The sequence below is a fragment of the Lachnoanaerobaculum sp. genome (assembly GCF_057250505.1).
The window spans coordinates 1-24,898 of sequence record NZ_DBHIEQ010000027.1 but is presented as its reverse complement, the minus strand read 5'-3'; the positions used below and the strand labels follow the sequence as shown (position 1 = coordinate 24,898).

20 protein-coding genes and 2 pseudogenes are annotated in these 24,898 nt (G+C 34.7%); all 22 read left to right on the top strand.

The features are described 5' to 3' along the window. Nucleotides 1-2,127: DEAD/DEAH box helicase (locus ACO6FI_RS10720; protein WP_485457325.1), on the top strand; the 2,127-nt coding region annotated here is incomplete at its 5' end. A 120-nt stretch (nucleotides 2,128-2,247) separates the two neighbouring features. Next, the gene (locus tag ACO6FI_RS10715) at nucleotides 2,248-2,904 is read left to right on the top strand and encodes an HAD family hydrolase (RefSeq protein ID WP_485457324.1); all 657 of its coding nucleotides are present in this window, start codon (nucleotides 2,248-2,250) and stop codon (nucleotides 2,902-2,904) included. Then, complete coding sequence (locus tag ACO6FI_RS10710; protein WP_485457323.1) at nucleotides 2,901-4,082, top strand: MFS transporter; 1,182 nt, start codon at nucleotides 2,901-2,903, stop codon at nucleotides 4,080-4,082. The genes ACO6FI_RS10715 and ACO6FI_RS10710 overlap by 4 nt, the downstream gene beginning before the upstream one ends. Continuing rightward, the gene (locus ACO6FI_RS10705; RefSeq protein WP_485457322.1) at nucleotides 4,069-4,914 is read left to right on the top strand and encodes a glycosyltransferase; all 846 of its coding nucleotides are present in this window, start codon (nucleotides 4,069-4,071) and stop codon (nucleotides 4,912-4,914) included. Before ACO6FI_RS10710 ends, ACO6FI_RS10705 begins: the two co-directional genes overlap by 14 nt. Before the next feature lie 122 nt (nucleotides 4,915-5,036). Then, nucleotides 5,037-6,023, top strand: coding sequence for a GHMP family kinase ATP-binding protein (locus ACO6FI_RS10700; protein WP_485457321.1), 987 nt, complete (start codon nucleotides 5,037-5,039; stop codon nucleotides 6,021-6,023). Nucleotides 6,024-6,033: 10 nt separating this feature from the next. Then, complete coding sequence (locus ACO6FI_RS10695; RefSeq protein WP_485457320.1) at nucleotides 6,034-6,978, top strand: NAD-dependent epimerase/dehydratase family protein; 945 nt, start codon at nucleotides 6,034-6,036, stop codon at nucleotides 6,976-6,978. An 8-nt stretch (nucleotides 6,979-6,986) separates the two neighbouring features. Beyond that, the gene (locus ACO6FI_RS10690; RefSeq protein WP_298052161.1) at nucleotides 6,987-7,586 is read left to right on the top strand and encodes a D-sedoheptulose-7-phosphate isomerase; all 600 of its coding nucleotides are present in this window, start codon (nucleotides 6,987-6,989) and stop codon (nucleotides 7,584-7,586) included. Between the two features lie 10 nt (nucleotides 7,587-7,596). Further along, nucleotides 7,597-9,270 (top strand): acyltransferase, encoded by a 1,674-nt coding sequence (locus tag ACO6FI_RS10685; RefSeq protein WP_485457319.1) that lies wholly within the window; start codon nucleotides 7,597-7,599, stop codon nucleotides 9,268-9,270. Between the two features lie 10 nt (nucleotides 9,271-9,280). Continuing rightward, complete coding sequence (locus tag ACO6FI_RS10680; protein ID WP_485457318.1) at nucleotides 9,281-10,060, top strand: ABC transporter permease; 780 nt, start codon at nucleotides 9,281-9,283, stop codon at nucleotides 10,058-10,060. A gap of 12 nt (nucleotides 10,061-10,072) precedes the next feature. Beyond that, the gene (locus ACO6FI_RS10675) at nucleotides 10,073-10,816 is read left to right on the top strand and encodes an ABC transporter ATP-binding protein (protein WP_485457317.1); all 744 of its coding nucleotides are present in this window, start codon (nucleotides 10,073-10,075) and stop codon (nucleotides 10,814-10,816) included. After that, nucleotides 10,809-11,882, top strand: coding sequence for a glycosyltransferase family 2 protein (locus ACO6FI_RS10670; RefSeq protein ID WP_485457316.1), 1,074 nt, complete (start codon nucleotides 10,809-10,811; stop codon nucleotides 11,880-11,882). Before ACO6FI_RS10675 ends, ACO6FI_RS10670 begins: the two co-directional genes overlap by 8 nt. Before the next feature lie 13 nt (nucleotides 11,883-11,895). Continuing rightward, nucleotides 11,896-12,873: a glycosyltransferase gene (locus ACO6FI_RS10665; RefSeq protein ID WP_485457315.1), complete on the top strand. Its 978-nt coding sequence runs from the start codon at nucleotides 11,896-11,898 to the stop codon at nucleotides 12,871-12,873. 34 nt (nucleotides 12,874-12,907) lie between these two features. Further along, nucleotides 12,908-16,339, top strand: a complete 3,432-nt coding sequence (locus ACO6FI_RS10660) for a glycosyltransferase (RefSeq protein WP_485457314.1) — start codon at nucleotides 12,908-12,910, stop codon at nucleotides 16,337-16,339. A 5-nt stretch (nucleotides 16,340-16,344) separates the two neighbouring features. Next, nucleotides 16,345-17,415, top strand: coding sequence for an acyltransferase family protein (locus ACO6FI_RS10655; protein WP_485457313.1), 1,071 nt, complete (start codon nucleotides 16,345-16,347; stop codon nucleotides 17,413-17,415). Between the two features lie 17 nt (nucleotides 17,416-17,432). Further along, nucleotides 17,433-18,446, top strand: coding sequence for a GHMP family kinase ATP-binding protein (locus ACO6FI_RS10650; RefSeq protein ID WP_485457312.1), 1,014 nt, complete (start codon nucleotides 17,433-17,435; stop codon nucleotides 18,444-18,446). Between the two features lie 39 nt (nucleotides 18,447-18,485). Next, nucleotides 18,486-18,848 (top strand): annotated as a pseudogene (locus tag ACO6FI_RS10645) (D-sedoheptulose-7-phosphate isomerase); the annotation flags it as partial. 97 nt (nucleotides 18,849-18,945) lie between these two features. Then, nucleotides 18,946-19,356, top strand: a complete 411-nt coding sequence (locus tag ACO6FI_RS10640) for a GtrA family protein (protein WP_485457311.1) — start codon at nucleotides 18,946-18,948, stop codon at nucleotides 19,354-19,356. A gap of 5 nt (nucleotides 19,357-19,361) precedes the next feature. Next, on the top strand, nucleotides 19,362-21,461 hold the full coding sequence (locus ACO6FI_RS10635) for a hypothetical protein (protein WP_485457310.1): 2,100 nt from the start codon (nucleotides 19,362-19,364) through the stop codon (nucleotides 21,459-21,461). A 41-nt stretch (nucleotides 21,462-21,502) separates the two neighbouring features. After that, nucleotides 21,503-22,249: a glycosyltransferase family 2 protein gene (locus ACO6FI_RS10630; protein WP_485457309.1), complete on the top strand. Its 747-nt coding sequence runs from the start codon at nucleotides 21,503-21,505 to the stop codon at nucleotides 22,247-22,249. 8 nt (nucleotides 22,250-22,257) lie between these two features. After that, nucleotides 22,258-23,589 carry a protoporphyrinogen/coproporphyrinogen oxidase gene (locus ACO6FI_RS10625; RefSeq protein ID WP_485457308.1) on the top strand — a complete coding sequence of 444 codons (1,332 nt, stop codon included), beginning with the start codon at nucleotides 22,258-22,260 and terminating at the stop codon, nucleotides 23,587-23,589. Continuing rightward, nucleotides 23,590-24,075, top strand: a pseudogene (locus ACO6FI_RS10620) (GHMP kinase); the annotation flags it as partial. Between the two features lie 9 nt (nucleotides 24,076-24,084). Further along, nucleotides 24,085-24,726 (top strand): D-sedoheptulose-7-phosphate isomerase, encoded by a 642-nt coding sequence (locus ACO6FI_RS10615; protein ID WP_485457307.1) that lies wholly within the window; start codon nucleotides 24,085-24,087, stop codon nucleotides 24,724-24,726. Nucleotides 24,727-24,898: the final 172 nt, after the last annotated feature.

Below are 24,898 nucleotides of genomic sequence, written 5' to 3'. Positions count from 1 at the left end.
GTGATATTTAATACTGATGAAAATTTGCTGCTTACGGCTTCGACCGCTTCAGGTAAAACCGAGGCGGCATTTTTTCCTATACTTACATTGCTTGAGGAAAATCCTTCAAATAGCGTGGGGGTACTATATATCGCACCGCTTAAGGCACTTATCAACGACCAGTTTGAGAGGTTGAGCCGTATATGTGAGGAAGCCGAAATAAATGTGACAAGATGGCATGGAGATACCACGCAGACGGGGAAGAGAAAACTTTTAAGAAAGCCGTCGGGAATCTTACAGATCACCCCTGAGTCGCTTGAATCTTTGATGCTAAATAAGCATATGGAAATTGTATCTTTATTTCATGACCTCAGGTTTATAGTGATTGATGAGATTCACTCGCTGCTAAGAGGAGACAGAGGATTACAGGCCTTTTGTCTGATAGAAAGGTTATGTAGGGCGGCAGGCTGTGATCCGAGAAGAGTAGGGCTTTCTGCAACTATCGGAAACCCGAAGGCGGCAGGAGACTTTTTGGCTTGTGGAAGTAAAAGAAAGACGCTGATTCCGGAGTTTGACAGAGGTAAGGAAAAGTGGAGACTGTCTATGGAGCATTTTTTCAATACTGCTCCACAGGCGGGAGAGGATAAAGAAGATTCTATAAGTGAACCTATAGATGATAAAGCTCCTACCGGAGCAAACCCGGGGCTTGCTTATATATTTGAGCATACAAAGGGGAGAAAATGTCTGATATTTACAAACTCACGCGAGGAATGTGAGGCTGTGTGTCAGAATCTTTTGCAATACTGTGAGGTCAACCGCGAACCTGACAGATTCCTTATTCACCACGGCAATCTGTCCGCGTCTTATCGTGAGAGTGCGGAAGATGAAATGAGGGATGACGAGTCGCTTGTTTCGATATGTGCAACCGCGACACTTGAACTTGGTATAGATATAGGCAGACTTGAAAGAGCATTTCAAATAGATGCTCCTTTTACCGTATCGGGATTTCTTCAAAGACTTGGAAGGACGGGAAGAAGAGGCGAGCCGGCACAGATGTGGTTTGTGATGAGAGAAGACCATCCGGAGCCCAGAGCAATTATGCCTGAAATGATACCTTGGTATCTGATACAGGGTATTGCCCTGGTGCAATTATATATAGAAGAAAGATTTGTAGAACATCCAAGACTTGAGCGGTTGCCTTTCAGCCTGCTCTATCATCAGACCATGTCCACGCTGGCATCAAACGGAGAGATGAGTGCGGGAGAGCTTGCATCAAAGGTACTTACTCTCTCGGCTTTCGGCAGAATAAGTCAGGATGACTTTAGGAAACTTTTATTACATTTGATTGAGACGGACCACATAAACAGGACCGAAGGCGGAGGTCTTATAGTGGGAATAACCGGTGAGAGAGTGGTAAACAGTTATAAATTCTATGCCGTATTTATGGAAAATGTAGAATACTCGGTTCGCAGTGAATCACAGGAACTTGGAACTATTGTAAAACCGCCTGCAATCGGCGGTAAGGTAGCTATTGCAGGCAGAGTTTGGGTGGTGGAAGAGGTGGACCACAAGAAAAGGGCAATCTATGTCAGCCTGATAAAGGGAAATATTCCTGCATATTTCGGTGATGTACCGGGAGATATACATACTCATGTGCTTGAGAAGATGAAGGAAATTCTTTGTACAAACGCTACATATAGGTATCTGATGAACAATGCAAAAGTAAGACTTGATCAGGCAAGAGCTTGCTTTGATATGGCAAAGTTAAAAGACAGAGTGCTTATACATCTTGGAGGAAATATGTGGGCGCTTTTTCCTTGGCTTGGCAGTTATGCCTTCTTGGCTTTAGAGAGATTTTTGAAAATACACTGTGCAAAGGAACTCGGACTTAAGGGATTAAGCCCTGTCAGACCGTATTTTATACAGTTCAGTATGAGTGTTGGTGAAAAGGAATTTTATAAAATTGTATGTAAGAAAGCCTGTGAAGATATAGATCCGCTCTCACTTGTATATGAAAAGGAAGTACCTGTGTTTGAAAAGTATGACGAGTTCGTACCCGATGAACTTGTAAAGAAGGGATTTGCCTGTGGAGTACTTGATATTGAGGGGATGAAAAATAGAGTGAGAGAGTGGGAGAAGTTTTTGTAAAAGATAATAAATTTTTATGCAGAAAGACAAGATAGAGGAAGGAACATCGCCTTCCTCTTTTTATATGGATTTTATTATAAAAAAATGCTATGTTATTAAAAGCAGAAAGGTGGTGGCTTTATGATAAGAGCGGTACTGTTTGATATGGACGGGCTTATGTTTGATACTGAGAGATTGTACGGAAATGCATGGAAAAATGCAGCAAAGCTGCAAGGCTTTAGGATAAGTGATGAGGCAATATTACAGATAAAGGGTGCCAATAAAGCTTTGGTATATAAGATATTGAAAGAAGATGCCGGAGAAGGCTTTGATATTGACAAAGGCAGAGAAACAAGAGAAGAATATATTACAAATCATATAAAGGAGCATGGAATAACCAAGAAAAAGGGCCTTGATAAATTGCTTATTTTCCTTAAAGAAAACAATATAAAGACCTGTCTTACAAGCTCCACAAAGAGAGAGGTGGCGCTAAAATATCTGAAGATGGCGGATGTATACAAGTACTTTGACGACTTTACTTGTGGAGATGAAATAGAAAACGGAAAGCCTGCACCGGATATCTTTTTAAAGGCGGCAGAAAAGCTTGGTGTAGATATAAAAGAATGCCTTGTATTGGAAGATTCGATAAACGGAATAAAAGGCGGATTATCGGCAGGGGCAAGAGTGATAATGGTACCTGACACTATAGAGCCGACAGATGAGATAAGAAAAAAAGTTGATGCAATAGAGCCTGACTTGGATGCGGTAATAGAGTGGATAAGTAAGGAAAACAAATGAGTGACAGAGAAATAAATCTCAAATATATATTTTTACAGGGATTTTATTGGATGCTTTATTGTGTAGGCGCCGGATTTATATCATTCTACTTACAGGGAAACGGTTTTAACAACAGTTTGATAGGCATAATAACGGCAATATTTTGTCTTATTGCAGTTATACTGCAGCTGATTGCCGGTAATATATGTGACAGAATAGAAGTGTTGACATGGAAAAGGCTTATAATCATTCTCGGCATACCATATATTATCATATGTATAATGATGCTTTTGATAAAGAACCATTGGACAGTGGCGATAATGTTCGGACTTATGTATATAATAACAAGTATATATTTACCGTTGATAAACAGCGCATTGTTTGCATATGAAAAAGAGGGGATAAGTATAAACTTCGGTTTGGCAAGAGGATGCGGTTCGGCAACATATGCAATACTTGCTCTGATTATCGGAAATTTGGCACTAAATCACGGAACAAATATAATCCCTGTCGGCGGATTGATTATGATAGTTTTATTTTTACTTATTGTAATTATGATGCCTACAACGAAAAAAGTGATAATAAAGAGAGACGAAGAAAGAACAAATGTCATACATTTTATAGAGAAGTATCCGTATTTTTCTTTGATGGTTTTGGCAGTGCTTTTTATGTTCTTCTCACACAATATTGTGGCTACATATCTTTTACAAATCGTACAGTCACTTGGAGGTAACAGCTCCAATCTTGGAACGGCAATGTTTATCCAAGCCGTTGTAGAGATACCTGTTTTGTTTACCTTTTTATACATAATGAAAAAGATAAAGGTCGGAAGCCTTATGATTATAGCCGCCTTAGGATATGTATTAAAGGCGGTTATGTACTTTTCATCTGTAAATATAGCAATGATTTATATTACACAGTTGTCACAAATTTGCAGCTTTGCCATATTGGCGGCGGCATCGGTGTATTTCACAGGAATGGTGGTAGACCACAAAGACCAAACCACAGGCCAAGCCTTTATGTCGGGAATGGTATCTGCAGGCACAGTGCTGGGTTCACTCTTTGGTGGAGCAATACTTGACCATCTGGGTGTGAGAGCAATGCTGAGTGTAAACATTTTTATAACAATAGCGGGGCTTTTTATAGCGGTGTGTTCGGTCAGATTGATAAGGGGGAGGAAAAAATGTGAGGGAGTGTGAAGGTAGAGAAAAGTTTTCGGTTTTGATATCGGTATACTTTAAGGAAACGCCGATTTTCTTAAAGAAAGCTCTGGACAGTATTTTGAATCAGACACTAAAGCCGGATGAGGTGGTTTTGGTAAAAGACGGAATACTTACAAAAGAACTTGAAGATACAATATCTGCAGAAAAAAACAAATTCAATAAAAATAATATAGATTTTGTATGTGTGCAGCTTGAGAAAAATATGGGGCTTGGTATTGCCTTACAAAAAGGACTTGAAAAGTGCAAGTATGATTATGTCGCCAGAATGGACGGAGATGATATAGCTGCAGATACCAGATTTGAATATCAGCTGAAGTATATGAATGAATATAAAGATATATCGGTACTTGGCGGATATATAGATGAATTCAGTGTAGAAGGTGAAATAAACAGAACCAAGACAATGCCTCTTACATATAAAGATTTGTACAAATACGGTAAATACAGAAATCCGCTAAATCATATGACAGTACTTTTCAGGAAAAAAGATGTGACGAATGCAGGCGGCTATAAACCTTTAAAAGGACTTGAGGATTACTATCTGTGGTGCAGAATGCTTTCAGCCGGATATAAAATTGCAAACATTGATAAAGTACTGGTACATGCAAGGCTTGGAAACTTTGAGAACAGAAGAGGCGGTTTCGAGTATTTCAAAACATATATAAAACTTAGAATTTTACAAAAAAAGCTAAAATATACCAACCCGGCAGAATTTGTAATTGCTACAATATTGACAGCTTTAATAACACTTTCACCGAAGAATCTTAGGGGAGGAGTATATAAAGTTCTTAGGAAAAGTGGAAGATAAGGTTAGAAAGTGCTGTATATATCGGATTTTAAGTAAAAATCCTTTTACATAAAATGAAACTATGCTATAATGTCAAGCGATTATATATTAAATCAAATAGATTGATATAAGGAGAGATATATATGATTATTACAAAGACCCCCTTTCGTGTGAGCTTTTGTGGGGGCGGAAGTGATATGGCAAATTTCTATGAGAAGTATGGTGGATGTGTTCTTAGTACATCTATCAATAAATATTGCTATATTTCCATTCATCCGTATTTTAATGAAAATCAGACTGTGTTAAAGTATTCTGAAAATGAATTGGTGGACAGTCCGGATCAGATTAAGCACCGAATCTTCAGACAAGTGCTGACAGACATGGGTATTCATGGTGTAGAGATTTCATCAACGGCAGATATTCCCGGAGGAACAGGGCTTGGCTCTTCAAGTACATTTACCGTAGGTCTTTTAAATACCTTAAATTGTTATAAGGGAAAGTTCGTATCAAAAGATAAATTAGCTAAGCTTGCATGCGAAGTGGAGATAGAAAAACTTGGTAATCCTATAGGAAAGCAGGATCAGTATGGTGCCGCACTTGGTGGACTGAATTTCATCAAGTTTAATCAGGACGGATCTGTTTCACATGAGCCTATACTTATGGAGGGAAAGACCTACAAAGAGCTCCAGAAAAACTTACTTATGTTCTATACAGGGACAACCCGTTCTGCAAATACTATATTGGCTGAGCAAACAAAGAACATAACTTCGGAGGATAAGGCAAGAAATCTCCTTAAGATGTGTGGACTTGCAAAGGATATGAAGGTCGCACTGGAAAATAATGATATTTCTTCCTTTGGAAAGATACTTGATGAAGGATGGCAGTTAAAGAAAGAACTTGCATCAGGTATTGCAAATCCGGCAATAGATGAGGCCTATGAGATTGCTATGAAAAACGGTGCTTTAGGCGGAAAGCTTTTGGGAGCCGGCGGCGGCGGATTTCTTCTGTTCTATTGTGAGGAAGAAAAACAAGATCAGCTGAAAAAAGCTATAGGACTAAGAGAACTTGATTTCTCATTTGAGAGAGACGGGACAAGTATAGTTTATATTGGAGATAAATATTGGGATTAAAGGAGAAAGTATGAAGGTATTAGTTGCAGGTGGCGCAGGATTTATAGGCAGCCATTTGATAGACAGTCTGCTTGCAGAGGGTAATGATGTAGTATGTATCGACAACTTCTTTATAGGTACAAAGAAGAATATTGAACATTTGATTGGAAATCCACATTTTAAATTCTATGAGCAGAATATTTGTGATAAAGAAAAATTGGAAGAAGTATTTGAAAAGGAAAAGTTTGAGTATGTATTCCATTTGGCGGCAAACTCCGATATACAGGCAAGTGCAAATGACCCTTCAATAGAGTATGAAAATACATACTCAACAACATTTGAGTTGCTTCAGGCCATGAGAAAGTATAATGTTAAGAAGTTCTTCTTTGCGTCTACTTCAGCTGTATATGGTGAAAAGGAAGGAAAAAATGTATCTGAGGATGAGCCGAATCTTCGTCCGATATCATATTACGGTGCGGCTAAACTCGGATCTGAAGCACTTATATCAGCTTACAGCTATATGAATGATATTAAGGCTCTTATATTCAGATTCCCGAATGTTATAGGGCCTAGACTTACACATGGTGTTATATTTGACTTTGTAAAGAGACTTAAGGCTGATCCAAGTCACTTAAGGATACTTGGTGACGGAACACAGTGTAAACCTTATATCTATGTTCTTGACCTTGTAGAGGCAATAATGCAGTTTAAAGATGTGAAGGATACAGGAATCACACTTTACAACCTGGGAGTAAGCACACAAAGCAGCGTAAAGACAATTGCGGATATTGTAGTTGATAAGATGGGACTGACCGGAATACCTTATGAATATACAGGCGGAAAAGGCGGATGGAAAGGTGATGTACCTAAGTTCCAGTATGACCTTTCAAAGATTCATGCAGCAGGTTGGAAGGCAAAGCATGAGTCTGACGAGTCGGTAGCACTTACTGTAGAAAATGTATTAAAGATGAATTAGAGGTGAAAATGGATTATACAAACAGTATTAAAGATTATATTGCTCTTGAAATAGAGACATTGAAGAAGTTAAATGTAGAAGATATTAATAAGGCTATGAATTTGATGGATGATACCAGAAAAGCAGGAGGAACCATCTTTGTATTCGGTAACGGCGGAAGTTCCGCAACTGCATCACATTATCAAAATGATTTTAACAAGGGTGTAAGTGAGTATCTTTATAAGAAGGGAGAACCTAAGTTCAAGCTTCTTTGTCTTAATGATAATGTAGCCACAATGATGGCTATTTCAAATGATATAGGCTTTGAGGAAGTATTCCGTTTCCAACTTGAGGGAGTCATCAAAGAAGGCGATATAGTTATGGCAATATCAGGAAGCGGTAACTCTAAAAATGTATTGAATGCGGTAGAGTATGCCAAGTCTTGCGGTAACAAGATAATAGGAATCACAGGCTATGACGGCGGTAAGCTGAAGCAGATGTCTGATGTTTCACTATGTGCAGATGTTATGAGTATGCAGGTAACAGAAGATATACATATGATATATGATCATCTTATTATGAGTATTTTTTATAAGACATTGGCAGGAAAAGATCATTTAAAAGCATAGGAAATAGAAGATGGATAATCTTTTTTTTACAGTATTATTGATTATTGGAATTGTCATATTGGCAATTCCAAAATCTGTTTCTAAGACAGTAAAGAAGGCGTTGCCTATACTTTTAGTGTTTTTGGCAGTATCTGCCATAGCTTTCCTTATAAAGGGACAAGGAAGCAGCACTATTCAGATAGTAGCAAGCAACGATCAAAATGAAAAAGCTGAAGGCAATGAGATTTTTTTGAAAGAAATCATTGTCAATGGAGAAAGTAAAAAACCGGGTGATATTTTTTCAAAAGGTTGGGTTGAAAAAGACGGTGGACTGCTCTGGAGAAGCTATGACAGAATAGACGGGATGAAAGACAGCATACAGGCTGAATTTCAAAACGGTGAAGATGTAGTACTTGTACTGAAACAGAATAAATGGCAGGGTAAGGCAAGAATTATATCTGTACAGGGAGATCAAGGATTTGACGGATATTCAGATAGTGAGTCTGAAAACTGGATGAACTTTGAAGTGAAGTTAAATACAGGTGGTGCTACATTTTTGACAAGAAAAAATCTTGTACCGTTAGCCGTCATCATTTGGGTATTTTTGGTTGCGATATCCTTAATTTGTAAAAGATTCTTTCCTGAGCAAAAAAGAGAAAATAAGGACAGACTTATCGGACTGGATCTTTTGAAGATAGTTTCGGCTTTTATGATTATATTGATACATTCATCAGCCAATATTTATAACAATCATGCTGTTGGTACTTCGGTTTGGTTTAGTGGCGTAATCCTAAACACCATTCCAAGATTTGCGGTTCCGACCTTTTTAATGATATCAGGAGCACTTTTGCTTAAAAATAATATGAAATCGAGAAATGCACTTAGGAAAGCATTATATGCAGGTGTTGCACTTGTAGTGTGGAGTATTTCATATATTTTAGCTAAAAAAATCTTATGGAATGAGGGAAACATAATTTATGATATACTGTTAATTCCATTTAAGATAGGACCGTCAGGTCATCTTTGGTATGGATACTTGATTATATGGATATATATATTCTTACCTGTATTGAAATTATTGTATGATGCTATGAATGAAAAACTTAGACTATACTTTGTCTTTTTTGGGTTATTTGTACCTGGTGTATTAGATGGAGTGATATCTTACTTTTCTATAGATGGAGTTATATTAGAGAGACCGACATTTATTTATATTAATCTTGGCTATATTGCTATTATTTTTTTAGGTAGGACTATTTATGAAAATAGAAACAAAATTGGTGTATTTACAGCAATTTTACTTAGTTTGATAGGATTTGCCATTACAACTATAGTATCTTTTGAAATATCGAAAAAAAATGGAACATCAGTGCATACTTTTTTCTTCGAAACACAAATTTCAAACATTATGTATGCAACCGGAGTTATGTTGTTGTTTTCTAAGATTAAACTTAAGAATTTAAATGGTCTTATCAGAAATGGTATAATAAGGCTTTCAAAATTATCTTTAGGAATTTATTTTAGTCACTCACTTTTAATGTGGGCTATTGGGGAAAGTATTGATATTGGTGGAATACATCTAAATATCGGAAATTCAATATTTGAATGTATTACATTTGTGTTTATTACTTTTATAGGTACGGTTATCATGATAGCACCGCTTGCAAATATCCCATATTTGAAAAAGCTTGTTAAGATATCATAGGTGGTAGAGGATGAATATATTTATAAATAAGATAAAACAATACCAGTTCATGTTCAGTGAACTGGTAAAGCGAGATTTCAATAAAAGATATAAAAGATCCGTCCTTGGTATACTTTGGAGTATGATTGCACCACTCTTTCAGCTTCTCGTTATGAGCTTTGTGTTTGACAGAGTCTTTGGAGACACTATGGAGCACTATACCATATATATGTTTGCCGGACAGCTTATGTTCAACTACTTCAGAGAGGCCACAGATAACGGTATGCAGTCTATCACATCAAATGCAGGTATCATAACAAAGGTAAATGCACCGAAGTATTTGTTTCTTATATCAAAGATAATGGCGGCATCAATCAACTTCCTGCTTACATTGGTGATATTTTTTATCTTTGTAATAGCATATAGGATTACAATTACCTGGAAGTTTATATTTATTATATTTCCGATTGTATGCCTGTTTGTACTTATAGTCGGTACAGGCTTGATATTGTCGGCAATGTTTGTATTCTTTAAAGATGTACAGTATCTATATGATATATTTACACTTGCATTGATGTACTTTACAGCTATATTTTATGATGTAAAGATATTTGAAGGAAGTATAGTTGCAAAGCTTATTTATTTAAATCCGGTTTTTGTATATATAAATTATCTCAGAGAGATAGTACTGCATAATACGATACCGTCATTTACATATCATTTATACTGTGTATTTTATGCATTATTTATACTTCGTATAGGTATGTGGATGTATAAAAGGTATAATTATATGTTCTTGTATTATATTTAGGAAGGTATAATTATGAATATGATAGAAGTGGATCATGTCTCTGTAACATATATTCTTGGAGATATAAAAGAGCTTTCATTAAAAGAGTTCTTTATCAGAAAGATGCATGGAGAGGTGATTACAAAAGAATTTAAAGCATTGGATGATATCACATTTCATGTAGAAAAAGGGGAGCTTTTAGGAATTATAGGTTCTAACGGTTCAGGTAAGTCTACTATATTGAAGGTTTTATCAAACATTATGCCGGCTTCAGCAGGAACTGTTAAAGTAAACGGGGTAGTAGCCCCGCTACTGGAGTTGACTGCCGGATTTGATGATGAGATGACTGTAAAGGAAAATGTTTATCTGAGAGGAGCTCTACTTGGATATGCAAAGAAATTTATCGAGGATAAGTATGACGAGATAATAGACTTTGCAGAGATAAGGGATTTTGAGGATGTGGCATTCCGAAAGCTCAGTTCAGGTATGAAGTCTAAGATAGCATTTTCACTTGCATCATTTGTAAAACCGGATATACTTATATTAGATGAGGTATTGTCTGTAGGTGATATCTCCTTTAAAGCAAAGTCTGAACAGAGGATGAAGGAACTCTTTGATAGCGGTGTTACCACCATATTGGTTTCACATGCTATAGAGCAAATCAGAGAGATGTGTACAAAAGTGCTTTGGCTTGAAAAGGGTCATATGAGAGGCTATGGCGACACAAAAGAGATGTGTGATGAATATGAAGCATATATGAGAGGTGAGCATGCCTAAGGTTACGGTACTTTTGCCGGTATATAACAGTGAAAAGTATATTAAGGAAAGTATAGACAGTATCATAACACAAAGCTTTACAGATTGGGATATGCTTATATTGAATGAGTATGGTTCAAGTGAGAAATGTACAGAGATAGTAAAGGAATATGAAAAGAAAGATGCAAGAATAAGAGTCATTCAAAATGCTAAGCGTTTAGGTCTTGCAGAGTCACTGAATCTTGGCATGAGAGAGGCAACCGGTGAGTACATAGCTAGAATGGATGCAGATGATATATCACGAAAAGACAGGTTTCAAAAAGAGGTGGGTTTTCTGGATTGTCATCCAAATGTGGCTGTAGTAGGTTCATATCAGCATCACTTCGGAGTAGATATCGACTGGATACATAAACCGGCAACTGAACCGGCGCAGTGTAAGTGCAATACTGTTTTTTTCTGTGATCTTTGTCATTCTACGTTGATGTTAAGAAAAAGTGTTTTTGTAGAAAATAATTTATACTATGATAATACTTATTTAGCGGAAGATTTTGAACTGTGGAGTAGGGTGATTGACTTTGGCGATATTGCAAATATTCCTGAGGTACTTGGAGGATATCGTGTTGGCGAAGACAATATCACATTAGAGAAGAAGTCAAAACTCCATCTTGAGAGCGGTAGAATAGTAGCAAAGACACTGAAAAGAACCATAGGTCTTGATCTTTCAGATGATGAAAGTGTACTCTTTGATAACTGGAAGAATGACTATTTTGAGATAAGAGATAAAAAGAAGAAAAAAGAAGCCTATAGATCGTTAAAAAATGTACTTATAAAGATTTATGAGAGAAATAGAGAAGTAAAGTTTTTTGATGATTATGCATTGCTTAGGTCAATTCGTGCGAAATGGGCATGGGCAAGAGGAGGAGAGCCGTTCAATAGGATGGTCGATGTTGTCGGTGGGATAGATTCCATCTTTAGAACAAGATACCCTAACCCATATATAAATCGCTTTTATTATTTCTGGAAAGAGAATAAGGGTATAAAAGCAAAGATTAAAAAAATTTGTAAGAAAATAAAAGAATTATTCTAGAAGGGAGAAAGCCATGCTGTTAAGTATTATTGTGCCGGTATATCAGGTAGAGAAATATCTGAAAACTTGCATCAAGTCAATGCTTGATTGCCATGGCTTTTCTTATGAAATAATACTTGTAGTAAAGCCTTCAGGCGATAAAAGTGAGCACATTGCAAATGATATACAAAAAGAGTATAGCAATAGGGTAAGGGTAGTGAGTCAAGACGGAGACGGACTTTCAAATGCGAGAAATGTCGGACTGAGATATGCAATTGGTGATTATGTAGCCTTTTTTGATAGTGATGACTATATAGATGCTACAGCGTTTTCAAATCTTATGCAAAGTTTGGAGAGTAGGATGCCTGTAGATACGGTTATCTCAGATTATTATATAGTTGGAAACTCAAATAATATCTCACAGGTTGATACTATTGAAGGTGAAGAGCTTATATATGATAACAGATATCTTGAGGTATTCCTTAAAAAGAGGAGAAACTACTGGAATGTATGGCAGTATGTCTTAAGAAGAACTTTTCTTCTTGAAAATAAATTGTTTTTTTTGGAAGGAGTTCACAGTGAAGACATTGAGTTTGCCACTGAAGTTATTTTGAAAGCTAAGAAGGTTGCTTTCTATGGAAAACCGTATTATTACTACAGTATTGGTAGAGAAGGCTCGCTAGCCAATAAAGTTACATTAAAGCATATAGTTGACCTGATGGATATACTTGAAATAAGTGTGAAAAGAGTGAATAGTTGTGATGCATATTTGAAGGATATTATAAGAGATAAACTTTCATTGCAGTATATACTTTCATTTGTCATGATCTTTGATGTGAGTAAAAGTGAAAGAAAAGAAGCAGCAGATATAATAAAAAGTAAAAATCTTTTATATAAAAATAACAGAAATGGTTTTTTAAAAGAAATAATGTTGAAACTTGGAGTCTTAAATGGTGCAAAAGTTTTAATGTTTTTTAGGATGATAAGAAGAAGATTTCTTAGGATACATTAAAATTTTAATTTGAATAAATGATATAGGAGGGAATATGGATAGAAGAGAGCCTTTAGTGTCTATTGTGATGCCTATTTACAATTCGGAAACATATCTTGATGAAGCGATACTTAGTATAATTCATCAAACATATCAGAATTGGGAATTACTTGTTATCAATGAGTTCGGATCTAATGAAGAGGGTAAGAGGATTATAAATCGCTATGCCGCTATAGATTCCAGAATCAGATTGATTCAAAATAGTGAAAGATTAGGGATAGCCCAATCGTTAAATGAGGGTCTTAGACAGGCAAGAGGTGGATATATAGCACGTATGGATGGAGATGATATATCCCTTCCAAAGCGAATTGAAAAACAGATTGAGTTTATGGAGGATAATGATGATATTCTACTTTGCGGTGTGCAAGTAGAAGTGTTTGGATCGGAGAAGTGGGATTGGAAGGTGGAGACAGATCCGGCTCAGATTAGAACTGATGCACTATTTTATTCTCCATGTGTACATCCTACCATTTTGTTCAGAAGAGATGTTATAGATAAATATAATGTTTTTTACAATAAGAACTATAAAGCATCTGAGGATTATGACTTTTTTACAAGAGTTTTAGAATTTGGAGAAATTGCAAATCTAAAAGAAGTTTTATTTAAGTATAGACTCTATGGTACAAATGCAACTTACATAAATAACAATATAGGCTTTAAAATTTATAGTGATGTTATGGAAAGGCAGTTTCACAAATTAGGAATTGACTTCTCAAGACAGGAAGTAGATTTATTGTTGGTGCATTACTCACTAAAGGGAGCTGAAGGAGTAGATGTGCTTAAGAAAATGGTAACCTTGGATCTGCTTCTAAAAAAGATATTTTATGTTTTGTATAATTATAATAAGGATAAAAAGTTTGCTTCATATCTTTTCAAGACATTACACAGACGTTTTAAAGAAACATATGATTGGCTGGATGATACATGTAAGTATTTTGATAAGAACAAGGCGGAGAGTATATATAAAAACTCTGTATTCTATCATAATGAGTTCTATGTTCAGACCAAGTTTGCAAGTAGCAAACCGAAAGTTTCAGTTTTACTCCCTGTATACAATAGTGAAAAGTATATTGCAGAAACTCTATGGTCATTGTTTGATCAGACATTTAGTGATTTTGAGGTACTTGTATTGAATGAATATGGTTCAAGTAAAGAAGGACTTGAAGTTGTAAAAATGTTTGATGATGATCGTATTCGTATCATTCAAAATAAGGAGAAACTTGGTCTTGCCGATTCACTGAATTTGGGTATGAGAGAAGCAAAAGGAGAGTATCTGGCAAGAATAGACAGTGATGATTTGGCAAGAAGTGATCGCTTTGCTTTACAGGTGGAGTTTCTTGATAAAAACAGAGAATATGGGTTGGTTGGAAGTCTTCAGTATCATTTTGGAGTTAATACTGATTACATTCATAATGTACCAGAGGAACATAAGGATATACTTGCGGGACTTATATATGATTGTTTAGTATGTCATTCCTCAGTTATGATGAGGAAGAAGGTCTTTGTTGATAATAATTTATTTTATGATAAGACTAAACAAGCAGAAGATTATGAACTGTGGACCAGAGCTTGTAAAGTATTTAAATTCTACAATATTCCAAAAGTACTCGGCGAGTATAGGGTAGGAGAAGACAATATTACGAAGAGTAAGTTGGAGGCACTTTCAAAAGAATCAGGAGAACTTGTAGGTAAAAATATAAGGGAAACGCTTGGGGTAGAAGTACCTGCTCAACATATACCGTTTCTTTCAGGATGGATTAATGAGTTTGAGTCTTTAGGTACAGAATCTTATAAAAAAGAGATAGAATTAGAACAAAATATTTTGGAGCAGATGTGGGATGCAAATAAGAGAATTAAATATTATGATGCGGACGCATTGCTTAGAGTAATAAATAAGAGATGGAGAAATATTACTGATACATGGGAATATAATAGTGAGCTGGGCGAGATATTGCCTATAGATAGACTTTTTAAAGTTTATTATATGTCTGGGAAAAGAATACCGGAGGTCACTGACAGCAGTAATACTGAGACAGAAAAGTTAAGCTTTAAGGAGAGGATAAAGGATATACTCAGATTTTTGTATAAGCCTTTTAAACATGGTATAAAATATCGAATCAGGAGACAATTATGGGATCTTGACGGTCATCTTCATGAATCTACTTATGATATAAAAAACACAGTATGGGATATTGAGGGTAGAATGAAAGACTTTATCATGGCGAATATCGGAGATGATAAAGAATCAAATAGTGGTGAAAGCTTATATGAACGCCTTAATGACTTGGAAGCAAAGATGAATACCATGATGGAATTCATGGAACTTAAACTGTCGGCTCAAGAAGTGAAAACTAATAGTAATATAGTAAAGTCTAAGGATAGCCTGAGTGAGCAGTTGGATGCAAGGGTATGGAAAGCAGAGACAAAACTTGGAGAGCAGTTGGATACAAGGATATGGAAAGCAGAGACAAAGCTTGGAGAGCAGCTGGATGTAAGAATATGGAAAGCAGAGAGTAATTTAGGGGAACAGTTGGATGCAAGAGTATGGAAAGCAGAGAGTAATCTTGGACAGCAAATTGACGGAAGAATATGGAAGGCGGAAGGGAATATATCCAATTATGTAGATAAACATACAGAAGATATTAAGGTCGAATTTACTAAAGTCCATAGACATTTGGATTTTTCATATTCAGATATTTTTGTATTGTTAGATAAAAATATTGAAAATACTTCAGGAGATATAAAGTTATATACAGAATATCCGGTTGCTTATGAGAGTAATGATTATCTTGTACCTCATGGTACGGTACGTGATGATACAAGATACCCTAGGTTTATACATGCTTGTGAAATGTATTTTAAAGATAGAGAAAAGTTGGCATTTTTAGACTTGGGATGTTCAAGTGGAGGAATTGTACTTGACGCCCTTCTTCGCGGTCATGAGGCGGTTGGGCTTGAAGGTAGTGATGAATCATTCAAACAACAGAGAGCACAATGGAGAATAATACCTAAAAATCTGTTTACTTGTGATATTACAAAGCCGTTTGATTTGAAAAAAGATGGTAAGCTAAAGGAATTTGATGTTATATCTGCTTGGGAAGTATTGGAGCATATAAAGGAAGAAGATTTACCAGTTCTTCTTGAGAATATAAAAAAACATCTTAACATCGGAGGTATTTTTATAGGAAGTATTGCAAATTGGGATGACATAGATGAGGAAACTGGAGTAAACTGGCATGTGAATTTACATCCGTATGAATGGTGGAGAGAAAGATTCGTTGAAGTAGGATTTGAGATTATTACAGAGACGTTTTCACCGTACGATCTTGCAAGAGGAACAATAAATCCGCCACATGTATATGAATTACCATATGATGATTTTGATTTAAATAAAACATTTTATATAGTAGCAAAGAAGCAGGGTTAAGAATTATGAACAGCGAAAAAAGAAATGGACTAATAGGTATGAGGGTTATTGCAACTCTCGGTATTGCGCTTTATCATTTTGAACTTAGTTTTCCATTTGTAGAAGGAAAACAGTTGATGGCAACTACATATTTATTTGTAGAGTTTTTCTTTGTAATGTCAGGATTTTTCATGGCAATGACTTTATCAAGTAAAGAAAGAACTCTGTATAGAGTTATCATAGACAGATTTGTGCGTCTATGGCCTGCATATATAATGGGGCTTATTTTGCTTCCTGTAGTTTATGCTGTAACGTGGTTTAACGGTGATTATATAGCATGGTTAAATGACGGGTCACACTTGAAGTCATTTTTGGTTGAAATATTTATGATTCAATGTACGGGTATTGCTAAATTAGACTATATAAATGGTCCGGCTTGGTATGTATCTGCAATGTTTATAGTAACTCCTATAGTATATATTTTTATCAGACTGAAAAGGGTGGGAGCAATAATTGCTCCAATTGTAGCGGCAACTTTATACATATTGGTTGTCATTATGTATAATTCACCTGATATGACAACAAATGCTTTTATTTTTATATATATTCCAGTGCCGTTGATTAGAGGTTTGGCCGGTATGCTTGTAGGTTTAACTGCATATTATCTATTTTTATTTTTAAAAAATAGTATTATAAACATGCCAAACATCGCTATCAATATACTTGAAGGTTTATTTATTATTTGGATGTTTAGAATGTGTGTATTTAGACAGAGTAGTTTAGCTAACTGGTTTATACTTATACCTATTATTGGGATTATCATTTTAATGATGGCAGAAAATAGAGGTGCATTTTCAAAATTATTGGGTTCAAAGAAGTTGGATTACTTTGCAGAAATAAGTTACAGTTTTTATATTATGCAGTCATTTTGTAGTAATTTTTTCTCTTGTTTTTTGCCTGATATAAAACAGCCATATTCCACATTATTTTATTTAATATTAAATTTTAGTATGGCTGTAATAGTACATGAGATATTTGAGAGGAGTATTTCTCATTTTTTAAAAAATATATTTAATTTTAATAGGAGGAGTGCATAATATATGCATATAAAATTATGATTATTGCACAGACACCATTTAGAATGTCCTTCTTTGGCGGAGGGACAGATTATGAGGGCTTTTTTAAAGAGCATGGGGGAGCAGTTATATCTACTACTTTTGATAAGTACTGCTATACAACAATTCGTCATTTACCTAGATTTTTTGATTATTCAAATGAAATTGTTTATGGAGTGATGGAAAGAACCAAGTCGGTAGATGAGATACAACATCCGGCTGTAAGAAATATTATGAAGTATCTGGATATGCATGAACTTAGAGTAGTGTATGAGGCGGATCTCCCTGCGAGATCAGGTCTTGGAACCAGTTCTTCCTTTGCAGTAGGACTTTTGAATGCCTGCTATGCACTTAAGGGTAAATATGCCGATAAAAGGAAACTTGCAGATGATGCAATATATATCGAAAGAGTTTTATGTAATGAGGCAGGAGGGATACAAGACCAGATAGCAGCATCATTTGGAGGGTTTAATCGTATTGATTTTAAATCCGATGGTTATACTGTATCACCTATCGTGTTTTCTACGGATAGAAAGAAGAATCTTAATGACAGGTTGATGTTATTTTTTACAGGTTTCTCAAGATTTTCAAGTGATATTGCAAAGAGTCAGATAAAAGCAACTAAGGACAAGAAGAAAGAATTATTAGAGATGAAAGCATTGGTTGATGATGTGCAAAGACTTCTTGTATCAGATTGTGATTTAAATGAGTTCGGTAGACTGCTTGATTATACTTGGAAATTAAAAAGAGGTATCACATCGGATATCAGTAATAATGATATAGATGCGCTGTATAAAAAAGCAATTGATGCAGGTGCAATAGGCGGTAAATTACTTGGTGCCGGTGGAGGAGGTTTTTTACTGTTTTATGTTGAACCTGAATATCAAGAAAATGTTATTAAAGCATTGGAAAATTTGATATATGTTCCGTTTGAGTTTGAAAATGAAGGTACCAGAGTAATGTATTTTAGGCCGGAATACTTTGATTTGAATACAATGAAAGAGATGGCATAAGTTCATAGGATTATAGGAGTTTATACATGAAAGAAAGTAGGAACATTGACGGCAATAGCAGTTACAGGACATGTGGGTCTGTCAACAGCATATCTTAATAATTGCAATCCACTGCTGTCTTTTGCCCAACAGGTTAACGGATTTGGGAATGAGGGCGATGTATTTTTAGGTATATCAACTTCCGGAAATTCTGAAAATATATTATTTGCTTTGGTGACAGCCAAAGCAAAGGGCATGAAGACGGTTGGTTTATCAGGTAGAGATGGTGGAAAAATGAAAGAACATTGTGATGATATTATTATTGTTCCGGAAAATGAAACTTTTAAGATTCAAAAATTACATTTACCTATATATCATGCATTATGTCTGATGCTTGAAGAGAGATTTTTTGAGGTTTTATGACATAAGGTTAGTTGATATTGATTTATAATTATATTAGTGATAAACTCTATAGGATTCAAAATTGTAAAATAGATATATGGAGGGTTCATTTGTTTTAATGAAAAGTATGTTGATTAGATATAAGTCATTTATATTGTATGCAGTATTTGGGGTACTTACAACAATTGTAAATATCGCTACATATTATATATTTGCTCATATAGTCAGGCTTGATACGGTTGTCAGTACTTGTTTAGCTTGGATTTCGGGTGTGTTGTTTGCATATATAACAAATAGAAAGTACGTTTTTGAAAGTGATAAGATAGGAATTGAAGCCATTGTTAAGGAGATGATTTCATTTTTTTCATGCAGGTTAGCTACAGGTGTGGTGGATGTTCTGCTTATGTATATATTTGTTGATTTACTTAAATTTAATGATGTCTTTATAAAAGTTTTTTCTAATGTAGTCGTAATTGTACTTAATTATGTTGCCAGTAAGCTGATTATATTTAGAAAGGATAACGGTTAGAGATTATGAGTGAGAAAAATATTTTATATTTACTTTCAGATAAGCTTAATGCCATGCTTATAGTGATATCTATTTTATTATCATGTTTGTTTACATTTTTGTGTGTACCGAGTAAAGTATGGAGTCAGTATAAGATTAGTGAACCTACTCAGATTAGACTTACACCTCTTGGAGAGAAAAACAGTTCATCAAAATATAGTCAGATTACAGTAGATCATTTAGAGATTGATGGTAAGTCATATGATATACCTGACTATGTAGAAAGTGGTAAATGGAATGACGATAGGAATGATTTGACTTGGGAAGATAATAAAGGATATACTGGGTCAATAGTATTAAATATTCCAAGTGGTAGAGAAAGGAAAATAGCATTCTCAACATCGGTTTATAGAGGATTGGTTAAGATTGAATATAATGAGCAACAAAAAGTATTAGATTGTTATTCACCAAATGATTATTTTTATAAATTTGATATAAGTGGTGATGCCAGATATAGTACAGGTATATTGTATAGTCTCAAATTACTGTGTATAGTTTTTGTATCAATAATAATTTTTTGTATATTTAAGAGATTGTTTACATATACCGAAAAACACTTTAAGAATGTATCTAATTGGGACATAATAGCATTGCTGTGGATATTTTTGTTTTCATTATTTTGTGTATACAGCAATACAGACAGTCCATGGAGTCAATTAATACCTTGGACAGACTCAGATAATTTTATTTATATTGGCTGGGCTATGTCAAAGGGACAGATACCTTATGTTGATTTTTTTGACCATAAGGGTTTGTACTTCTTTTTCATAGAATGTTTAGGTTATAGATTAACTAATTCTTATGTGGGAATTTGGATTTTGGAGTGGTTGTCAGTTTTTATAGCACAGTTACTTTCATATTTTACTATTAGAAAGTATACTAATTTTGCTATATCACTATTTGGAGTAGTTGTTGGGTATACATATACTATATTTTATTTGAGTAGTGGTAATTATATAGAGACTTTTACAATGCCATGGATTGCTTTGGGTATATACTTATTGGGCAAATATTTTGACAAAAAGCCATGTCAACTTAATAATTTACAAATATTTATTTTAGGTGTATCATTCATGGTAGCTATGATGATGAGGCAAAATAGTACAGGTATTTGGTTTGTTGGATGTTATTTTATTGTTATGCATCAATTGGCAAAGAATAGATACATAAATATATTGAGGTATGGGTTAATATTTTTAGTTGGTGCTTTTGCTGCATTTTTGCCTGGCCTAATGTATCTTGTGATTAATAATGCATGGAAAGATTTTATTGATACATATTGGATATTTAATTTTGGATATGTTGCCGGTGGTGGAAATAAATTATATGCGATTAAATATTTTGGTTTAACTCTGTTGGGAATAGTTGTTGTTGTAGGTGCAGTGTTAAGTATTATAAATCGTAAAAAGTTAGCTAAGTACAGTCTACAGCTTACTATGTATTATTGTCTATATGGTTTTAGTTTGCTTTTTACAAGTATGTCGGGATATACATGGCAACATTATGCAGTTATAATGTTACCGCTTTTTCCTATTGGCTTATTAATTTTTATTACTAATATCAATATATTGTATAATACGTTGAGTAGTAGTACCGTTAAAACGATATTGAATTGTATATTAGGGTTTCTGATAATAGGATTCCTTTTTGATAAAAATGGAAATCTGTTACGTGGGATCGCGGGAATGAATATGTTACATTATAATTCGTATAATAGATATACTGTAAAAGTTATTTCAAGGCGTATCAGAGAAAAAACAAATAAAGATCAAAAGATATCTGTGATAGGAAACTTTGGTGCATATTATTGGGAATCGAAACGTCTATCAATATCTAAGTATTTTTATCAGAATCCATTGGTTTCTGTGAATTCAAATATAAAAGATAAATATTTGGATGATATTAAGAAAGGTATGCCTGCTGCAATCGTAGTTGGTGGAACTGATTTCTTGGAGGAATATAGTGATTTTGGTAAAGAAATCAATGATTTTTTGAATAGCAATTATGTTATGGACTATAACCAAGAGAAACAGCAATTGTATTTTAGAAAAGATATTGTACAATAGTTGTAATCTATATATCCATATATATGAAAGGAGTATATATTTTGAAAAAGAGTATTTCAATAGTTATGCTGGTTTATAATGAAGCAGAGATAATTGAAAAGGTAATAAGAGACTATTATAACAATGTATTTGTAAAGTTGGATGACGCTGAGTTTATTGTTGCCGAAGATGGAAGCACTGACGGTACTAAGGAAATATTAGACAGATTGTCTAAAGAGTTGGATATACGCTTAGTTAGCGGAACAGCTAGGAAGGGATATGTACAGGCATATAAGGATTCAATAAAGCTTCCTGAGAAGAATTATATATTCTTTACCGACTCAAGCGGCAAGCATTATCCTGAAGATTTTTGGTATATGTATCCATACCTGGATAAGTATGATATTGTAAGTGGATATAAAGTAAAAAGGAAAGACCCATTATATCGTATTGTAATGACAAGGGTTTTCAATACTTTAGTGAATATTTACTTTGGAACAAATTTTAAAGATATTGATAGTGGCTTTAAGATTATACGTACAGATGCTATGAAAGATATTTTGAACGACAATTGGATTTGTACAGACCTTATTTCCTTTGAAAATATGATTCGTTTATCATATCGTGGTTATACTTTAAAGGAAGTGCCGGTTAGGCATAGACCAAGAGAAAATGGTCCATCAAGAGGACTGCCTTTGAAGAAAATCCCGAAAGTAATAAAAATGGTTTTATCTAATTTCAAAGCAGTTAAAGCAGATGCGAGAAGGTGTGCAGCAAAAGCAAAAGTAGAAGTGAAAAAGAAAGGCTAAATTATAAAATGAGAGTAGTTATTTTAGGTGGTGGGTTAGCAGGTTTAAGCACGGCTTATTATTTGCAGAAATTTGACTGGGTTGACTCTATTAAAGTTTTAGAGTCGGAAGATAGGATTGGTGGACTTGCAAAGTCTTTGTTTTATGACGGATATACCTATGATATAGGCCCACATATAATATTTTCCAAGAACAAAGAGATATTAAATGAATTATTGGATTTTATCGAAGTTGGTACAAACAAGATTAAAAGGTCTAATGAGATATACTATAAAGGTAAGCTGATTCAATATCCGTTTGAAAACGATTTATCTAAACTTCCTAAAGATGATTTAGAGTACTGTATTAGAGCTTTTGACAGTAATCCGTATGAAAATTATATACCACAGAATATGTTGCAATTTTTTCTGAAAACATTTGGAGAAGGGATTACTAACGTATATTTAAGACCATATAATGAAAAGATTTGGAAATTTGACCCGTCATGTATGAATACGTCTATGGTAGAAAGGATACCGAAGCCAACAAAGGATGAGATAAGGAGAAGTGCTTCTGGTGAGACTATAGAGGGGTATTTGCATCAGCTATATTTTGAGTATCCGTCAACAAGAGGTATTGGGGCGATATGTGAAGGTATTTATTCAAAGTTGGATACTGAAAAGTGTGAAGTGTTGCTAAATAGTAGAGTAATAAAGGTCTCAAAGAGTGATACATATTATAAAATCAATACAGATTCAGGAAAATGTGTAGAAGGTGAGTTAGTGATATCTACTATGCCGGTTCATGATCTTGTAGATGCTACGGAAGATGTACCTAAGTATGTTATAGAAGCTAAGGATGATCTTAAGTATAATTCTATCTTAATTGCTTTTGTTAGAACACCTTATGATATGTATGGGGATCATTATGCTTATACTGTACCTGATAAAAATATAATCTTTCATAGAATTTCGAAGATGGACTTTTTAGGGGAAAGCTATCATAGGGATGGTGAAGCTACATTTATGGTTGAGATTACGTATCGAGATGGTGACGTTTTTTCAAATATGACAGATGATGCTATACGTGAAAAAATAGCAAAAGGTTTTGTTGATATAAATATTGCAAAGAATGCAAATGATGTTGAAGTACTGAATATGACGCGCCATAAGTATGCATATGTTATATACGACCTTAATCATACGACTAATATGGATGTTATTAGGAAATACTATAAAGAATTATCAATTTGTTTAAATGGAAGGTTTGGTAATTTTGAGTATTGGAATATGGATAAAGTATTAGAAGAAAGTAAAAAATTAAGTGAAAGATTAAATGAGGAACATATTAGTAAAAAATAGTGTTATACAGGAGGCGTTCATGTTTCTGCAAATATTATCGATGATCAAGTAAGAAACTATGAAAAGCAAGATTCATTTAAGGCCATGTGTGAAGTAAAGGCTTTAGCATATGCAATGAAAAATGAATTGCTAAAAGGGAATTTGAATGCTTTCGGTAAATTACTTGACTATAGCTGGAACAGTAAAAAGAGAATGAGCAATAAAATAACAAATACGGATATAGATACTTTATATAATACAGCAAAGCAGGAAGGTGCTATAGGGGGTAAATTACTTGGAGCAGGAGGAGGCGGATTCTTGCTTATTTATTGCCCATTTAATGCCAGGCATAAGGTGGCAGCAGGTCTTGAGGCTATGGGCGGACAGATTCTTGATTGGAATTTTGAACTTAGAGGTGCGCAGACATGGAGTGTCGATACTGATAGATGGGATTATAAAGATATTGATATAAGACTTCCTGAAGGAGAATTTAGATTTGATATATAGTGAGGTTTTATGAAAGAAAGCATTTTAAATATATTAGACGAACTACTGGAAAGGTATCCTAGTCTGGTAGGACAAAGAGAGAATATCATTGGAGTATATAAGATTTTAGAGGAGTCTTACTCCAATGGCGGTAAGTTATTGGTGGCCGGTAACGGTGGAAGTGCTGCCGATTCGGAGCACATTGTCGGTGAACTTATGAAGGCCTTTATAAAGCCGAGAAAGTTGGACACTGCACTACAAGATAAGTTGAAGTCTGTAGATAAGAATCTTGGGGATGTACTTGCCCATAATTTGCAAGGTGCCCTACCGGCAATAGCAGTCACAGGTCATGTCGGACTTTCAACCGCATATCTTAATGATTGTAATCCTTTGCTGTCATTTGCGCAGCAGGTGAACGGATTCGGTAATGCAGGAGATGTGTTTCTTGGAATATCAACTTCAGGTAATTCCGAGAATATTTTATATGCTTTAGTGACTGCTAAGGCAAAAGGAATGAAGACAATAGGACTTTCAGGAAGAGACGGCGGCAAGATGAAGGAATTTTGTGATGAGATTATCATTGTTCCGGAGGTAGAAACTTTTAAGATTCAAGAGCTACATTTACCTGTATATCATGCGTTATGTTTGATGCTTGAGGAGAGATTTTTTTAGGTTGTATATTGAGTTTTGCGGGTTGGTTATTCACCCCGCTTTTTGTTTAGAGTTAAGCGTTTGGGTAGGTTGATTTGTAAGCGTCAAGCTAAGTACACATAGAGCAAAAGTCATAGAACTAGAACTTATCATTCTAATCCTACGACTTTTTATTTTTACAACTCTCAGGAAT

What these genes read in the sequence shown, in the direction of transcription:
- ACO6FI_RS10715 (WP_485457324.1), top strand. Translation starts at nt 2,248, where the DNA reads ATGATAAGAGCGGTACTGTTTGATATGGACGGGCTTATGTTTGATACT.
- ACO6FI_RS10710 (WP_485457323.1), top strand. Translation starts at nt 2,901, where the DNA reads ATGAGTGACAGAGAAATAAATCTCAAATATATATTTTTACAGGGATTT.
- ACO6FI_RS10700 (WP_485457321.1), top strand. Translation starts at nt 5,037, where the DNA reads ATGATTATTACAAAGACCCCCTTTCGTGTGAGCTTTTGTGGGGGCGGA.
- ACO6FI_RS10695 (WP_485457320.1), top strand. Translation starts at nt 6,034, where the DNA reads ATGAAGGTATTAGTTGCAGGTGGCGCAGGATTTATAGGCAGCCATTTG.
- ACO6FI_RS10690 (WP_298052161.1), top strand. Translation starts at nt 6,987, where the DNA reads ATGGATTATACAAACAGTATTAAAGATTATATTGCTCTTGAAATAGAG.
- ACO6FI_RS10685 (WP_485457319.1), top strand. Translation starts at nt 7,597, where the DNA reads ATGGATAATCTTTTTTTTACAGTATTATTGATTATTGGAATTGTCATA.
- ACO6FI_RS10680 (WP_485457318.1), top strand. Translation starts at nt 9,281, where the DNA reads ATGAATATATTTATAAATAAGATAAAACAATACCAGTTCATGTTCAGT.
- ACO6FI_RS10675 (WP_485457317.1), top strand. Translation starts at nt 10,073, where the DNA reads ATGAATATGATAGAAGTGGATCATGTCTCTGTAACATATATTCTTGGA.
- ACO6FI_RS10670 (WP_485457316.1), top strand. Translation starts at nt 10,809, where the DNA reads ATGCCTAAGGTTACGGTACTTTTGCCGGTATATAACAGTGAAAAGTAT.
- ACO6FI_RS10665 (WP_485457315.1), top strand. Translation starts at nt 11,896, where the DNA reads ATGCTGTTAAGTATTATTGTGCCGGTATATCAGGTAGAGAAATATCTG.
- ACO6FI_RS10660 (WP_485457314.1), top strand. Translation starts at nt 12,908, where the DNA reads ATGGATAGAAGAGAGCCTTTAGTGTCTATTGTGATGCCTATTTACAAT.
- ACO6FI_RS10655 (WP_485457313.1), top strand. Translation starts at nt 16,345, where the DNA reads ATGAACAGCGAAAAAAGAAATGGACTAATAGGTATGAGGGTTATTGCA.
- ACO6FI_RS10650 (WP_485457312.1), top strand. Translation starts at nt 17,433, where the DNA reads ATGATTATTGCACAGACACCATTTAGAATGTCCTTCTTTGGCGGAGGG.
- ACO6FI_RS10640 (WP_485457311.1), top strand. Translation starts at nt 18,946, where the DNA reads ATGAAAAGTATGTTGATTAGATATAAGTCATTTATATTGTATGCAGTA.
- ACO6FI_RS10635 (WP_485457310.1), top strand. Translation starts at nt 19,362, where the DNA reads ATGAGTGAGAAAAATATTTTATATTTACTTTCAGATAAGCTTAATGCC.
- ACO6FI_RS10625 (WP_485457308.1), top strand. Translation starts at nt 22,258, where the DNA reads ATGAGAGTAGTTATTTTAGGTGGTGGGTTAGCAGGTTTAAGCACGGCT.
- ACO6FI_RS10615 (WP_485457307.1), top strand. Translation starts at nt 24,085, where the DNA reads ATGAAAGAAAGCATTTTAAATATATTAGACGAACTACTGGAAAGGTAT.